General features: G+C 70.5%; 13 protein-coding genes and 1 tRNA gene. 7 read left to right on the top strand and 7 right to left on the bottom strand.

Annotation, left to right across the window (positions count from 1 at the left end):
* Nucleotides 1–140 precede the first annotated feature (140 nt).
* The 5 genes from ACXKZB_RS13260 (at nucleotide 141) to ACXKZB_RS13240 (ending at nucleotide 5,085) form a co-directional block, all read left to right on the top strand.
* A complete protein-coding gene (locus ACXKZB_RS13260) occupies nucleotides 141–1,391 on the top strand; it encodes a sensor histidine kinase (protein ID WP_488823427.1) in 1,251 nt (416 codons plus the stop codon).
* Nucleotides 1,388–2,578 carry a hypothetical protein gene (locus tag ACXKZB_RS13255; RefSeq protein WP_488823426.1) on the top strand — a complete coding sequence of 397 codons (1,191 nt, stop codon included), beginning with the start codon at nucleotides 1,388–1,390 and terminating at the stop codon, nucleotides 2,576–2,578. The genes ACXKZB_RS13260 and ACXKZB_RS13255 overlap by 4 nt, the downstream gene beginning before the upstream one ends.
* A complete protein-coding gene (locus tag ACXKZB_RS13250) occupies nucleotides 2,565–3,266 on the top strand; it encodes a response regulator transcription factor (protein WP_261783902.1) in 702 nt (233 codons plus the stop codon). Before ACXKZB_RS13255 ends, ACXKZB_RS13250 begins: the two co-directional genes overlap by 14 nt.
* Nucleotides 3,266–3,892 (top strand): thymidine kinase, encoded by a 627-nt coding sequence (locus tag ACXKZB_RS13245; protein WP_123313805.1) that lies wholly within the window; start codon nucleotides 3,266–3,268, stop codon nucleotides 3,890–3,892. Before ACXKZB_RS13250 ends, ACXKZB_RS13245 begins: the two co-directional genes overlap by 1 nt.
* Nucleotides 3,893–4,035: 143 nt before the next feature.
* Nucleotides 4,036–5,085, top strand: coding sequence for an LLM class flavin-dependent oxidoreductase (locus tag ACXKZB_RS13240; protein ID WP_488823425.1), 1,050 nt, complete (start codon nucleotides 4,036–4,038; stop codon nucleotides 5,083–5,085).
* 113 nt (nucleotides 5,086–5,198) lie between these two features.
* Here the strand turns inward: ACXKZB_RS13240 and ACXKZB_RS13235 are convergent, their stop codons facing one another.
* The 6 genes from ACXKZB_RS13235 to ACXKZB_RS13210 all read right to left on the bottom strand — a co-directional run bounded on the left by ACXKZB_RS13235 (nucleotide 5,199) and on the right by ACXKZB_RS13210 (nucleotide 11,229).
* Nucleotides 5,199–5,816: a response regulator transcription factor gene (locus tag ACXKZB_RS13235; protein WP_340196467.1), complete on the bottom strand. Its 618-nt coding sequence runs from the start codon at nucleotides 5,814–5,816 to the stop codon at nucleotides 5,199–5,201.
* A complete protein-coding gene (locus tag ACXKZB_RS13230) occupies nucleotides 5,813–6,868 on the bottom strand; it encodes a sensor histidine kinase (RefSeq protein ID WP_488823424.1) in 1,056 nt (351 codons plus the stop codon). Before ACXKZB_RS13230 ends, ACXKZB_RS13235 begins: the two co-directional genes overlap by 4 nt.
* Nucleotides 6,869–6,963: 95 nt before the next feature.
* Nucleotides 6,964–7,467 carry a hypothetical protein gene (locus tag ACXKZB_RS13225; RefSeq protein WP_488823423.1) on the bottom strand — a complete coding sequence of 168 codons (504 nt, stop codon included), beginning with the start codon at nucleotides 7,465–7,467 and terminating at the stop codon, nucleotides 6,964–6,966.
* A gap of 82 nt (nucleotides 7,468–7,549) precedes the next feature.
* Nucleotides 7,550–7,623: transfer RNA gene (locus ACXKZB_RS13220), tRNA-Pro, on the bottom strand.
* Nucleotides 7,624–7,714: 91 nt separating this feature from the next.
* Nucleotides 7,715–8,671, bottom strand: coding sequence for a metallophosphoesterase (locus tag ACXKZB_RS13215; protein WP_488823422.1), 957 nt, complete (start codon nucleotides 8,669–8,671; stop codon nucleotides 7,715–7,717).
* Complete coding sequence (locus ACXKZB_RS13210) at nucleotides 8,668–11,229, bottom strand: transglycosylase domain-containing protein (RefSeq protein ID WP_488823421.1); 2,562 nt, start codon at nucleotides 11,227–11,229, stop codon at nucleotides 8,668–8,670. The genes ACXKZB_RS13215 and ACXKZB_RS13210 overlap by 4 nt, the downstream gene beginning before the upstream one ends.
* Nucleotides 11,230–11,279: 50 nt before the next feature.
* On the opposite strand from ACXKZB_RS13210, the gene sp36 reads away from it, so the two are divergent.
* On the top strand, nucleotides 11,280–11,438 hold the full coding sequence (gene sp36, locus ACXKZB_RS13205; RefSeq protein WP_017888699.1) for a Sp36 family protein: 159 nt from the start codon (nucleotides 11,280–11,282) through the stop codon (nucleotides 11,436–11,438).
* Complete coding sequence (locus ACXKZB_RS13200) at nucleotides 11,435–11,896, top strand: RidA family protein (RefSeq protein ID WP_488823420.1); 462 nt, start codon at nucleotides 11,435–11,437, stop codon at nucleotides 11,894–11,896. Before sp36 ends, ACXKZB_RS13200 begins: the two co-directional genes overlap by 4 nt.
* Nucleotides 11,897–11,974: 78 nt before the next feature.
* Here the strand turns inward: ACXKZB_RS13200 and acs are convergent, their stop codons facing one another.
* Nucleotides 11,975–13,927 (bottom strand): acetate--CoA ligase, encoded by a 1,953-nt coding sequence (gene acs, locus ACXKZB_RS13195; protein WP_488823419.1) that lies wholly within the window; start codon nucleotides 13,925–13,927, stop codon nucleotides 11,975–11,977.
* Between the last annotated feature and the right edge of the window lie 350 nt (nucleotides 13,928–14,277).

Genomic DNA, 14,277 nt, shown 5'->3' with positions numbered 1-14,277 from the left:
CGCGTTCGGGGGACAGTGGTACTCGGCGGGGGCCGGTATCATCGACCGGGTCGCCGAACTGCCCAGGTTTCGGGGTACACGGTCAGCGCCGCGGTGTTGGATCGTGGGCGGCTATCCCGCCACCCGGAAGGACCCACCTCGTGCTCGGCATCCCCACGCACCTCGCACCGCGAGTGAACGCGTGGTCGACGGTGCGGGCGTTCCACGCCGGTGCGATCGGATCGCTGGTGGCGGCTGCGATCGCGTTGCTGCTGTACCGGCTGTCCGAGCCCGACGTCCAGGTGATCGGCGCGGTCCTGGCACTCGTCCCGATGCTCGGCATGATCGGTGTGCACGTGCAGTTCGGCACCTGGCGCTCCGCGGTCGCGTTCCTGATGGTCGGCGGTGTCTGCGCATGGTGGTTCGCGACCGTCGTGCAGCAGCAGGTGCCGTTGGGCTGGGTCACCTCGTACCTGCTGTCGCTGGCGGTCATCCCGCTCATCCTGGTCGGTGGCGCCGGTGCGGTGCCGAGCCGCGTCGTGCTGTGGTCCTTCCTCGGGTTCCTGACCGGTCGGGTCGCGACGTGGATCGCGATCGTCCAGGCCGACAGCCCACCGCGTCCGCTCGTGCTCGCCTGGGTGACGCTCGGCTTCGTGGTCGTGCTGGTCCTGTTCACGAGCCGCAGCACGGGTCGCTCCGAGCGGGTGCAGCCGGAGCTGCTGCGGTCGGCGCGCGAGGAGCACGTCTCCGCGTACCGTGCCGGCGTCGAGGCCGAGGCGGCTGCGATCCTGCACGACACCGTCCTGAACCACCTCAACGCGATCGCCCTGGCACCCGACGGTCCGGTGGACCCCCACCTGGCCCGGACCGTCGAGGCCGACGTCGCCGTCCTGACCGGCAAGGGCTGGCTCGCACCGGCCGCGCGGCAACGGCCCGGCGCCGCGGTCGACGCGTTCGCCGTCATGGTCGACGAGCACCGCGCGGCCGGTCTCGACGTCACGGTGTCCGGCGATCCGGCCGCCCTCGACCGGCTCGACCAGCGTGCGGTCACCGCGCTCGTCCGGGCCGTGGGGCAGTGCCTGGCCAACGTCCGCAAGCACGCCGGCACCGACGCGGCCGAGGTCAGCGTCTTCGACGACGGCACGTCGTGCACCGTGATGGTGGTCGACGACGGTCGTGGCTTCGACGAGGACACCACGGGCGCCGACCGCATGGGGCTGCGCGGCTCCGTGCGCGACCGCATCGCCCGGGTGGGCGGGGACGTGCAGATCTGGTCGTCGCCCGGCTCGGGCACGAGCGTGATGATGACGGTGCCGTTCGGGCCGGTCACCGACACGGTCGACACCGTCGCCCCCGGCCACGTCGACGCCGTGGTCCCCGGTGAGGTCGGCGGGCGGGGGACCGACCGGTGAGCGCCACGACCGGAGCCCGCCGGACCGCGCAGCAGTACGACCCGCTCGGCGCGATGGGATCACGTCCGCTCGCGATCGGCCTCGGTGCCTTCAGCATCGTCTGGGCGCTCCTGGTGTCCGTGTTCGACCGCGACGTCGTGGGCAGCCCCACCCTCAGCGCGCTCACCGTCATCCTGGTCGCGGCGTCGGCAGCGGTCGTGTTCACCGCCTCGAGTCCGTTCCGCGCACCGTTCCCGCGGTGGGCGTTCGTCGCACACGTCGGGCTGCTCGGCCTGGCGTCGGTCACGAGCGTCGCCGCGCAGTGGGGCCCCGACCGCAGTGCCCTGAACGACTTCATGTCGCTCATCACGGCGACCGGCATCGTGATGGTCGCGCCCTACCGGCCGTGGACGGACCTGACCATCGGCGGAGCCCTGCTCGCCGTGGTGAACGCCGTCACCTGGGGCGTGGGTGCAGCGACGTTCCCCCACGAGATCCCCGTCGCCGTCGCGGCCTTCCTGGCGGCGGCCCCGACCCTGGTGCTGACCGCGGCGTCGGCGGTGTTCGCGTGGACGTTCGCCGGCCTGGCCGAGCGGGTGCAGATCCGGGCCGGTTCCTACTCCGTCGAGCGTGCGGAGCGGGACGGCATCGCGGCGAGCGTGCAGCAGGACCGGTCGACGATCCTCGCCCGCGACGTCGCGCCGTTCTTCGCCGAGCTCCGCACGCGCGAGGTCATCACCGACGCGGACCGCGCACGGGCCCGACTGATCGCCGACGGCATCCGCCGGGCGATGGTCGCCGATGCGGACCGCACGTGGTTCGAGCAGGCCGTGCGGATCGAGGGTGGGGACGCTCCGGTGGTCGACGACCCGGACGGCCTCGCCGCCGTGCTCGACGCCGACCAGCGCTCGGTGGTGCGGACGTTCCTGCGGGCGGCGTTCCGTGCGTCGACCGTCGACCCCGCTGGGTTCCGTGCGACGGTCCGGCGCGCGGACGAGCAGGACGACGCGACCACCCGCGCCGATCACGCCCGCACCGGAGCTGGCCGCGTGCTGCTCGAACTCGACCTCGCCGTGGCCGACTCCGACATCGGGATCCACCGCACCTTCGACCCCTACTTCGCCGTCCTCCGTGTGACGTTCCCCGACCTCGACGTCGCGGTTCGTCCGTCCGCCCTCGCACTAAGGTTCTCCTATGACCAGCACTGACCCGAACAGGCTCTCGGAGGGGTCCCCGTCCCTCCCGAACCCGGGGGCACGACGTGTGCGGTTGGCCATCCTCGACGACCACGAGGTGCTGCTGGACAGCCTGTCGAGCTGGATCGCGGTGAACGCGTTCGACTTCGACCTGGCCCTGACCGCGCACACCTGGCTCGAGATGGTCCACAGCGACAGCTTCCCGACCGACCTGGTGTTCCTCGACTTCCAGCTCAAGGAACCCGTATCGATCGAGGCACGTGTCCGCACCTGCCGTGCCGCCGGCGCGAAGGTCATCGTGCTCTCCAGCGTCGACAGCCGCGAGTCTCGCGACCGTGCCCTGGCAGCAGGTGCCGCGGCGTTCCTGTCGAAGTCCCTGCCGATGCGCGAGGTCATGGACGTCGCCCGCGAGATCATGGGCGTCGCACGGGAGACCCCGCAGCCACGCGAATGGCGTCCGCTGCCCACCGGGGCGGCCGCGCACCAGCGTCCGAAGCTCAGTGCCGGCGAGGAAGAGGCGTTGCGGTTGTACGTGTCCGGCTACTCGACCAACGAGGTCGCCGGGCAGATGAACGTGCAGTACGAGACGGCGAAGACCTACCTGCGCCGGGTGCGCGAGAAGTACAGCAAGGTCGGCCGTCCCGCCTCGAAGAAGTCCGACCTGATCCGGCGGGCGGCCGAGGACGGGTTCCTCGCGTAGTGGCGAAGCTCTACTTCCGCTACGGCGCGATGAACAGCGGCAAGAGCACGGGGCTCCTGCAGGCTGCCTACAACTACGAGGAGCGCGGGCACCGGGTCCTGCTCGCCAAGCCCGCGGTGGACACCAAGGGCGACCGTGAGATCGTGTCCCGCCTCGGCGTGACCCGGACCGTCGACCTGGTCTTCGCACCCGACGCCGACGTCCGGTCCGCGGTCGCCGCCGCCGGAGCGGTCGACCCGGAGTCGGCCCGCCTCGATGGCATGGTCCGCGCGGTCAGCTGCGTCCTGGTCGACGAGGCGCAGTTCCTCACCCCGCAGCAGGTCGACGACCTGCTGCGCATCGCGGTCCTCGACGAGATCCCGGTGATCACCTACGGCATCCGCACCGACTTCCGCACCGAGGCGTTCCCCGGCAGTGCGCGCCTGCTCGAGGTCGCGCACTCGCTCGAAGAACTCAAGACGATCTGCCGCTGCGGTCGCAAGGCCGTCTTCAACGCCCGCACCGTCGACGGCCGGTTCGTGTTCGACGGCTCGCAGGTGGCCATCGACGGCGTCGACGTCGCGTACGAGTCGCTCTGCGCCAACTGCTACCTGACGGAGTCCGGCGGCCGCCTCGACGGCGCCTGACAGGTCCTGCCGGCTCGCGTCCTGCAGGTGAGCGGAGGACGGCCGGGAGGCGCGGGACGGCCCCGCCACGGGCCTCCCGTCCGTCCGTCAGATGCGTCCAGGGCACGCGGAATGCGTGCGACGCGGCGCGCGTTGGCAACCACATGAGCGACGACACCCTGCACCTGTCCGTCCTGGACCTGGCGACGCGCGAGTACGGCCAGTCCAACACCGAGGCCCTGCAGGGCTCGATCGACATGGCGGTCCACGCCGAGAAGCTCGGCTACGAGCGGTTCTGGGTCGCCGAGCACCACGGCATGCCCGGCATCACCTCGTCGGCCCCGGCCGTCCTGCTCAGTGCCGTCGGCGCGGCCACCTCGACCATCCGCATCGGGTCCGGTGGCGTCATGCTGCCGAACCACGCGCCACTCGTGATCGCCGAGCAGTTCGGCACGCTCCGTGCGCTGTACGGCGACCGCGTCGACCTCGGGCTCGGCCGTGCGCCGGGCACCGACGGGGCGACCGCGATGGCGCTGCGCCGTACCGACCGGCTCGACGTCGACGACTTCCCGGACCGTCTCGCCGACCTGATCGGGTTCTTCACCGGCATGGACGAGTCGAATCCGCTGTCCCGCATCCGTGCGGTCCCCGGGTACGGCGACGTGCCGGAGTTCTGGCTGCTCGGGTCCTCCGGCTACAGCGCGCAGGTCGCCGGGGCGCTCGGCGTCTCGTTCGCCTTCGCCCACCACTTCGCGTCGGACAACACCGAGGCGGCGCTCGCCCTGTACCGGGACTCGTTCCGGCCCTCCCGGTTCCGCCAGACGCCGAACGCCCTCATCGGCGTGCAGGTCGTCACCGACGAGGACCCGGCCGTCGTCGACGAGCAGAGTGCTCCCGGGATGATCTCGTTCATCCGGATGCGGCAGGGGGCGAAGCCCGAGCCGGTCTCGATGGACGAGGCCCGTGCGTACGAGTTCACCGACCTCGAGCGTCGGTTCATCGCCGCCCGCACCGAGCGCCAGGCGTACGGCACCGCCGACCAGGTGGCGGAGAAGATCAACGCGCTCGTGGCGTCCACCGGGGCGAACGGCGTGATCGTCGCTCCGGGTGCTGCGCAGGCGCGGTACCGGCACCAGGCGCTCGACGTCGTGGCGGGGCTGCACGCCGCGGGGCGGCTCGTGCCCGCGGGCGCGGCGGCGTCCGCGTCGGTCTAGCGCGTTCTCGTTCGTTCGCTCGTTCGTTCGCTCGTTCGTTCGCTTCGTGAGCAGGAATGGTCGGGTCGCCCTGGGGCACCCGACCATTTCTGCTCACCAAGTTGGGCGGAGCCTCAGCTGAGCAGGCCGAGGCGCGTCGCCGCAGCCACGGCGCCGACCCGCGAACCGACGTCGAGCTTCCGGAACACGTTGTAGACGTGCCGCTTCACCGTGCCGATCGCGAGCTGCAGGTCCGCCGCGATCTCGGCGTTGGTGCGCGCGGCCGCGAGGAGCCGCAGGACCTCGAGCTCGCGGTCGCTGAGCGGTGACCCCGCGCGGGCCTCGGTGACCAGGTCCACCGGGAAGGTCACGGGCGCGGCATCGGCGTGCGCGGCCCGGGCGATGCGGTCGACGAGTTCGCGGCTCGGGGTGTCCTTCGTCACGAAGTCGACCGCGCCGGCGTCGAGCAGCGTTCGACGCAGGACGGCGTCGCGGTGCATCGTGAGCACCACCACGCGGATGTCCGGACGGGTGCGGCGGACCGTGGCGATCGTGGTGCGCGCCGGCGGACCGTCGAGCTCGACGTCGAGGAGCAGGACGTCGATGGCGGCCGCCTCGGGGGAGTCGAGCACGTCGGACGGACGCTCGCCGTGTGCGACCACCCGGATCGTGGGGACGGCGGCGAGGATCGTGGCCAGTCCTTCGCGGAACAGCTGGTGGTCGTCGACGATGGCGACGTGCGTGACGGTCACAGCGTGCCTCGCGGGATCGTCAGGCGCACGGTGGTGCCGCTGGCGGTCTTGGGACCAGGCCCGCTCTCGACGCTCTCGACGCTCTCGACGTCGAGTCGCGCGCCGATGACCGCGGCCCGCTCGCGCATCGTCTGCTGCCCGAGGCGTCCGTCCGCGTCGACATCGGGGTCGAAACCCGGACCGTCGTCGGCGACCGACACGACGAGGGCGGCCGGCGTCCACGCGAAGTGCACCTCGGCGGTGGAGTCCGGAGCGTGCTTCCGCCGGTTGGTGAGCGCCTCGAGCAGGATCGTCAGTGCTTCCTCGGCCTGCCAGTTCGGCAGCTGCTCGGGCGTGCCCGTGGCACGGAACGACAAGCGGTCGTCGTCGGGGAAGAGGTCCCGGGCGTGCCGGGCCAGCGCATCGTCGAGCATGGCGTCGCCGACGCGGGCGTGCAGGCTCACCGCCAGGTCCTGCACGTCGCCGAGTGCTCCGCGCAGCAGCCGTGCGGCGTCGTCGAGCTGCGCCACCCGCTCAGCGGACGGGGGATCGGTCAGCAGCACCAGGTCGAGCCGCTGGAGCCCTGCGAGGATGCCGTGCGCCACGCGGTCGTGCAGGTCTCGCGCGATCTGCGTGCGGGAGTCCAGGTGCGCCGTCGTGACGCGTTGGCGCAGCGCCTCGGTGTAGGCGACGGCCCCGGCGGGGAACCGGCTCCAGATGCCCGCGTGCAGGGCTCTCGTGGCACGCAGGACGTCGGCGGTGGACTCCGCGCCGACCTCGTGCACGAAGAGCGGCAGGTAGGCGTCGAAGAGCATCTCCGCCGCGAGCATCGCGCCGGCAGGGTGCTGCGCGTGTTCGGCGTGCAGGGAGCCGGTGGCCAGGTGCTCCGGATCGAGGTAGGTGTTGCTCACGACGCTGTCCGCGGCGCCGGCGGCGTAGCGCGCGTGTGCCTCGGCGATCATCGACGTCACGTTGTCGACGAGGTTCTGCGTCAGGACCGGGTCCTCGGCGAGCTCGGGGAACTGTGCGGCGATCTGTGCGAAGACGGCTGCGAGTCGATCGGGGATGTCCATGACGGTCGCGATCGTATCGCCCGTGTCGCAGCGCGATGGCGCCGCACGCCGCACGATGGGTCACTGGACACATCGGGACACGACGTCTGCCCCGATCAGGGCCGGAGTCGGACCTCGACCCAGGGAGCCACGAAGACTGCTCGTACGGTGTCGCCGCACCGCACACCCGTCGCGGTGACGTTGCGACCAGGTCGGGCGGTCAGGCGGGCGCACCCGACTGCGTTCACGGACTCGTCCCCGAACCAGCCGGCGCCGGACGAGCCCTGCCCGGTCGTGTACATCTCGACGTCGACGCGCTCGCCGTCACGTCGAACGGCGGTGATCACGGTCGACGGGAACGGCTTCGTCGTCCGGATCTCCTGCGGCGTCGCGTCGAGCAGGAGCAGCGTGTAGCTCTCCCCGTCGACGATCCGGCGTTCGAGGTCCGCTGCGCTCCGGCTCGCGCGAGCCACGGTCTCGAGACGATCGCGCACCGAGCGGACGGAGTCGTCCATCGCTGGCGTGACCTTGGCCGTACTGCTGCACGCGGTGGCGATCAGCATGGTCGCGACAGCGATCGCACCGATGGCTGCTGGGCGCCGGGACCTCGAGTGTTCCATCGTCGTCGAGGCTATCCGTCGAAAAGAAGAAGGCCCCGGTTCCGGAGAACCAGGGCCTTCTTCGTACTGTCTCAACACAGTGTCGGGGTGACAGGATTTGAACCTGCGACCTCCTCGTCCCGAACGAGGCGCGCTACCAAGCTGCGCCACACCCCGCGGTGTGATCACTCCGTACCGGAGCAACCCGACAAGTCTATCCGATGATCGGGGGTGCTCACGACCATCCGGCGAACTCCCGGGCGCGTCGTCAGGGGGTGCGGGCGGTGAGGGTCACGACGACCGCTTCGGGGCGGCACGCGAACCGCACCGGGGCGTAGATCGAGGTGCCGAGACCGGCCGAGACCTCGAGCCACGACCAGTGGTTCCGGTGCTCCCACTTGTGCAGTCCGCTGACGTACCGGCGGGGCAGGTCGCTGTTCGTGACGAGCGCACCGACTCCGGGCACCTGCACCTGACCGCCGTGGGTGTGCCCGGCGAAGATGACGTCGGCTCCCTGGGTGACGAAGGCATCGAGCACGCGGCGGTAGGGCGCGTGCGTCACGCCGATCGCGACGGGGGCGGGGCCGTCCTCGTCCTCGGACCAGGGGACCTCGCCGCGCATCTCGTCGACGTTGGTGGGGAGCAGGTCGAGCCGGTCCCAGTCGCGGTGCGCGTCCGAGGTGCCGAACAGCTCGAACCGGGAGCCGCGGAGCTCGATGGCGTGGGCGTGGTCGTTCAGGTCGAGCCACCCGAGGGACTCGAAGAACGCCGTCTGCCGGTCGATGTCGAGCTCGACGGGCTTCGCGTCGCTGTGCATGCGGCTCGGGCCGGAGAAGTACTTCAGCGGGTTGCGCGGCGACGGCCCGAAGAAGTCGTTCGACCCGTACGCGAACACGCCGGGGACCCCCCGGAACGGCTCCAGTGCGTACTCCACGGCGGCGTTCGCCGTGGGGTGCCCGAGGTTGTCGCCGGTGTTGACGATGAAGTCCGGCTCGACCAGGGACAGGTCGCGCAGCCACTGCTGCTTGTCGGCCTGCCACGGAGCCATGTGGATGTCGGACAGGTGCAGGACGGTGACGTCACGGGACCCCGGCGGGAGGACCGGGACGGTCTCCCACCGGATGCCGAAGCGTCGACGCTCGACCAGGGAACCCCAGGCGAACGAAGCGGCGCCCACGGCCGCGCCGGCTGCGAGGACCCCGAGCGCGGCGCGACCGCGGGTCACTTGCAGTCCTTGGGCGCCTTGCCGTTCTTGTCGCCGTACAGCTGGATCGTCACACCGGCGTTCTTGTCCGCTGCCGAACTGATCGCCGGGTCAACGGCCGCGACCTTGCAGGTCTTGTTGCCGCCGCCCTTCGCGAAGTCGTCCGACACGCTGACGTTGCCGAAGCCGGCGTCGTTCAGTGCCGAGCGGGCTTCACCGAGCGAGTCCCCGCCGATCTCGGGCACGTTGGCCTGCGACCCGTCCGAGGTGTAGACCGTCACGCTCGAGCCGGAAGATAGAAGTGCACCGGCGGACGGCGAGGTCGACGACACCGAACCGGGGTTGCCGGTGCCGGGGCGGGCGCCACCGTCGACGTAGTTGAAGCCGGCGCCGGAGATCGCTGCGCGGGCTTCGTCAGTGGTCTTCCCCTGCAGGTTCGGCAGCGCCTTGGCGTTGCCCCGGATCGCCGACTGCTGCGGGTCCGTGAAGGCACCGGCGGGGTAGGTGGCGTTGACCGCGGTCATCGCCTGACGCCAGACGTCGGCACGCGAGCCGGCGTACGTCCCGCCCACGCCGTTGCTGTAGTGCCGGAGGTTGTTCTTCTTGCCGTCGGTGTTGCCCTGCCAGTAGGCGGTGGCGACGCGTGAGCTCGCGCCGACGAGCCAGATCTGGTCAGCCTCGTCGGTGGTGCCCGTCTTGGCGAACAGCTGGGTGCCGTCCGGCGTCTGAGCACCGCGCGCCGTACCGCTGGTGATCGTGCCCTTCATGGCGTAGATCGCTGCCTGTGCGAAGGCGGGGTCGACAGCCTGCTGGCAGTCCTTCGTCTGGCCGCCGAGCTGCTTGCCGGACGGCGAGGTGATCTGGTCGATCGCGATCGGCTTGCAGTAGATGCCGTTGTTCGCAACAGCGGCGTAGGCGGCGGCCATCGTCATCGGGGCGATCTCGTTGGTGCCGAGGATCGCCGACGGGTTCTGGTACTGCAGCTCGCCACCGTCAGCGCGGTGCACGCCGAGCGACTGGGCGATGTCCCGGATGTCGCAGAGGTCGAGCTTCTGGGCCATCGACGCGAACGCGCCGTTGATCGACCCAGCGGTGGCCCCGAGCACGCTCCAGTTCCCGCCCTCGCCCGGAGCGTCGTTCGAGACGTCGAACTTCGTGTAGTCGGTCTGACCGCAGATGGTCCACGGCGTGACCACACGTTCAGCACCACTGACGGTCTCGTTGAGCCCGTGGCCGGTCTTGATCCAGTCCAGCAGCGTGAAGAGCTTGTACGTCGAGCCGGTCTGGAACCCGCCGGAGTTGCCGTACTTGTAGTCGACGCTGTAGTTCAACGAGGTCGAGGTCGGTGCCGACTTCAGTGACTCGTCGAAGTCCTTGTTCTGCGCCATGGTGATGATGCGGCCGGAACCGGCCTCGATCGAGTTGAGCGTCGCACCCAGGGCCAGGCTCGTCTCGGCCTTGTTGTCGTACGTGTTGAGCAGCTGCTTCTGCTCGGCGTTGAGGTCGATGTTCAGCGTCGTCTGGATCTTGTAGCCGCCGTTCCGCCACGCGGTGTCGCGCGCCTTCTGCGACGAGCCGAGCTGCGACATCTCGAGCACGACCTTCTTGGCGTAGTCGCAGAAGAACTGCGAGCCGTCGCCGACCGATGCCCGGCAGCCCTGCGAGGGCTGCGTCAGGTGCACGTAGTCCGCCGGCTTCGACAGGCGGGCCGTGCGGTACTCGGCCTCGGTCAGGTTCTTCTGGTCGTACATCGAGCGCAGGATGACGTTGCGCCGGGCGACGTTGGCGTCGTACTTCTTCGGGGTCGACAGGTTGCGCGCCTCGGGGTACTGCACGATGGCCATCAGCGACGCGGCCTCGGCTGGCGTCAGCTTCGTCGCGCTCTTGTTGTAGTAGTGCTGCGCCGCGGCCTGCACGCCGTAGGTCTGGTCGCCGAAGTAGGCGATGTTCAGGTAGGCGGTGAGGATCTCCTTCTTGGAGTACTTCTTCGCCAGCCCGATCGCGAGCTTCATCTCCTCGAGCTTGCGGGGGATGGTCTGCTCGACGGCCTCGTTGTAGGCCTTCTCCTGCTCCTTCTTGGTCGGCAGGTTGAGGGCCTCGTTCATCTTGATGTTGCGGACGAGCTGCATGGTCAACGTCGACCCACCGCCCGAGTCGCCGAGCCCGCCAGCGATGCTGCCCACGCCGGCACGGATGAGCGAGGTCATGTCGACGCCGCCGTGGCTGTAGAAGCGCTTGTCCTCGCCGTCGATGGCGGCGTTCTTCAGCTGGTCGCTGATCTGGTCGTACTTCAGTTCCTGCCGGTTCTGGTCGTACAGCGTCGCGAAGTGCACCGACTTGCCGCCCGAGTACGCGTACAGCTCGTTGCGCTGCGGCAGGTCACCGATCTCGATGTACTCCGGCAGCGACTCGAACACACCGATCGTCGACGTCGTCGTGACACCGGCGACCGCGATGGCCGGGGTGACCCCGATCGTGACGAGCAGGCCGGCGAGGGCACTGAACCCGACGAATCCGATGAAGGCGCCGACTGCTGAGACGGGCTTGGTCCGCGAGGCAGACGTCTTCTGGGCAGACATAGGATGCAGCCTAAACGACACCCACGACTGAAAGGCTGGCAAGGAACCGCATGACTCGCTGGGAGTACTTCACCACGCCCCTGATGATCCACAACACCACCGCCATCCTCAACAACTACGGGGACGAGGGCTGGGAGCTGGTCCAGATCGTCACCGGCCCCGAGGGTGGGCTCGTCGCGTACCTCAAGCGCCCGAAGGCCGACGCATGAGCGTCGCGGACCGCCTCGCCGAGCTGGGGCTGACGCTCCCGCCGGTCGCCGCACCCGTCGCCGCCTACGTCCCCGCGGTCGTCACCGGCCAGTACGTCTACACGGCCGGCCAGCTGCCGTTCGTCGACGGCGCACTGCCCGTCACCGGCAAGGTCGGGGCGTCGGTCGACGCCGAGACCGCCACCGCGCAGGCCCGCGTGGCCGCGCTCAACGCCCTGGCCGCCGTCGAGTCGGTCGCCGGCTCGCTCGACCGCGTCGCCCGGGTCGTCAAGGTCACCGTGTTCGTCGCGTCGGAGCCGTCCTTCACGGGCCAGCCCGGGGTCGCGAACGGCGCCTCCACCCTGGTCGGCGAGGTCTTCGGCGACGTCGGCGTCCACGCGCGCAGCGCGGTGGGCGTCGCGGTGCTCCCGCTGGACGCTCCCGTGGAGGTCGAGCTGGTCGTGGAGCTCACCGCCTGACGGCGGCGACCGACGGAACGAACGTGAGCAGGGCCTCCAGTCCGGATCTGACTGGAGGCCCTGCTCACGTCCCCGGGACTACATGAGTTCCGCGATGGTCGCCATGATCGTCGGGTCGGCCAGCGTCGTCGTGTCGCCGATGCGGCGGCCCTCGGCCGCGTCGCGCAGCAGGCGCCGCATGATCTTGCCGGAGCGCGTCTTGGGCAGTTCGGGGACGATGACCACCTGGCGGGGCTTCGCGATCGCACCGATGCGCTTGCCCACCCAGTTGCGGAGTTCGGTCGATGCGGATTCGCGGTCGACGTCCGCCGCTGCCTCCGCCGTCAGGATGACGTACGCGACGACCGCCTGTCCGGTGGTCTCGTCGGCGGCTCCGACGACGGCAGCCTCGGCGACGCCCTCGTGCCCGACCAGGGCGGACTCGATCTCGGCCGTCGACAGGCGGTGCCCGGAGACGTTCATGACGTCGTCGACGCGGCCCTGGATCCAGATGTCGCCCTGACCGTCGAGCCGTGCGCCGTCGCCGGCGAAGTACCGCCCGGGGAACCGCGACCAGTACGTCTCGACGAAGCGGTCCGGATCGCCCCAGATCCCGCGCGCCATCGACGGCCACGGTTCGGTGATGGTGAGGTAGCCGCTCTCGCCGGGGTCGGCACGGTTGCCGTCGTCGTCGACGATCTCCGCGACGATGCCGGGCAGCGGCGTCTGCGCGGCGCCGGGCTTGAGCTTCGTGACGCCGGGCAGAGCGGAGATCATGATCGCGCCGGTCTCGGTCTGCCACCACGTGTCGACGATCGGCGTGCGGTCGTGGCCGATCACCTGGCGGTACCAGTTCCACGCCTCGGGGTTGATGGGTTCGCCGACGCTGCCGAGCAGACGGAGGGTCTCGAGGCTGCGCGCCTCGGGGATCTCGCGGCCGGCCTTCATCGCCGCACGCACGGCGGTCGGCGCGGTGTACAGGACGGTGACGCCGTAGGAGTCGACGATGTCCCACCAGCGGCCGGGCTTCGGCTCGTCGGGCGTGCCCTCGTAGAGCACCTGTGTCACGCCGTTCGCCAGGGGGCCGTACACGACGTACGAGTGCCCGGTGATCCAGCCGATGTCGGCGGTGCACCAGTAGACGTCCCTGTCGGGGTGCATGTCGAACACGTTCTTGTGCGTGTACGCGGCCTGGGTCAGGTACCCGCCGGACGTGTGCACGATGCCCTTCGGCTTCCCGGTCGTGCCCGAGGTGTACAGGATGAACAGCGGGGTCTCGGCGGGGAAGGCCTCGGGCGTGTGCTCCGGGGCGGCCTTCGCGACCTCGTCGTGCCACCACAGGTCGCGGTCGTTCCAGGCGATCTCGTTGCCGCCGCGCTTGACGACCAGGACGTGCTCGACGCTGTCGGTGCCCTCGCCCTCGAGCGCCTCGTCGACCGCAGGCTTGAGCGCTGACACCGCGCCACGGCGCCAGCCGCCGTCCGCCGTGACGACGAGCTTCGCGCCGGCGTCCTCGATGCGGGCGCGGAGGCTCTCGGCGCTGAACCCGCCGAAGACGACGGAGTGCACGGCACCGATGCGGGCGACGGCGAGCATCGTCACGACGGCCTCGGGGATGAGCGGCAGGTAGACGACGACACGGTCGCCCTGCCCGACGCCGAGGTCGGTGAGCATGTTCGCGGCGCGCTGCACGTCGGCGGTCAGTTCGGCGTAGGTGATCCGGCGGGTGTCGCCGGGTGCGCCCTCGAAGTGGATCGCCACCCGGTCCCCGTTGCCCGCGCGGACGTGCCGGTCGAGGCAGTTCTCGGCCACGTTGAGCGTGCCGTCGGCGAACCACTTCGCGAACGGGGCGCCGGACCAGTCGAGGGTCTGCGTGAACGGCGTGCGCCAGTCGAGCAGGCTGCGGGACTGCTCGGCCCAGAAGGCCTCGCGGTCGGCGGCGGCGGCCTCGTGCAGGTCCTCGTGCGCGACGGCGTCGGCGACGAACTCGGGTGTCGGCGGGAAGGTGGCGCCGTCGTCCTCGCGGTGGTCGGTCTGGGTCGGAGTGGACATCGATGTCCTTTCGCGTCGTTGCGTCCTCAGGGTGCGCCACGGAGACTACCCCTCGGCCCGTGCGCTGCGCGGTTCCGTGACGAGCGGTGGCTTGGGCGGGGCGCGGGGCGGGTCCGGGTGTGTCCTGGTCGTGGCGGCACGCCCGGCGGTCGTGTCGGGGGTTGCCCCGAGGGGCGGATCGTGGGGTACAGTAGTTCCTGCTGGACTCGTTTCCGGCGGCATCGAATCGGATTCCCCCCAATCCTTCGATGTCCAGGCGGCACCAGTTCCCCCCAACCGGTGCCGCCTCTTCTTTTGCCCGGAGTCCGGCTCGAGCGATCCACGCTCGTCGGCCACCGGCGATCGGCGGC

It is taken from the genome of Curtobacterium sp. ABR8, from assembly GCF_057812125.1.
Note: the sequence above shows the minus strand (reverse complement) of the source record. Positions and strands in the feature narration are given on the sequence as shown.

Bases quoted from the DNA above. Each gene is read 5' to 3' on its own strand.
- ACXKZB_RS13250 (WP_261783902.1), top strand. From the start codon at position 2,565: ATGACCAGCACTGACCCGAACAGGCTCTCGGAGGGGTCCCCGTCCCTC.
- ACXKZB_RS13240 (WP_488823425.1), top strand. From the start codon at position 4,036: ATGAGCGACGACACCCTGCACCTGTCCGTCCTGGACCTGGCGACGCGC.
- ACXKZB_RS13230 (WP_488823424.1), bottom strand. From the start codon at position 6,868: ATGGACATCCCCGATCGACTCGCAGCCGTCTTCGCACAGATCGCCGCA.
- ACXKZB_RS13225 (WP_488823423.1), bottom strand. From the start codon at position 7,467: ATGGAACACTCGAGGTCCCGGCGCCCAGCAGCCATCGGTGCGATCGCT.
- ACXKZB_RS13210 (WP_488823421.1), bottom strand. From the start codon at position 11,229: ATGTCTGCCCAGAAGACGTCTGCCTCGCGGACCAAGCCCGTCTCAGCA.
- sp36 (WP_017888699.1), top strand. From the start codon at position 11,280: ATGACTCGCTGGGAGTACTTCACCACGCCCCTGATGATCCACAACACC.
- ACXKZB_RS13200 (WP_488823420.1), top strand. From the start codon at position 11,435: ATGAGCGTCGCGGACCGCCTCGCCGAGCTGGGGCTGACGCTCCCGCCG.
- acs (WP_488823419.1), bottom strand. From the start codon at position 13,927: ATGTCCACTCCGACCCAGACCGACCACCGCGAGGACGACGGCGCCACC.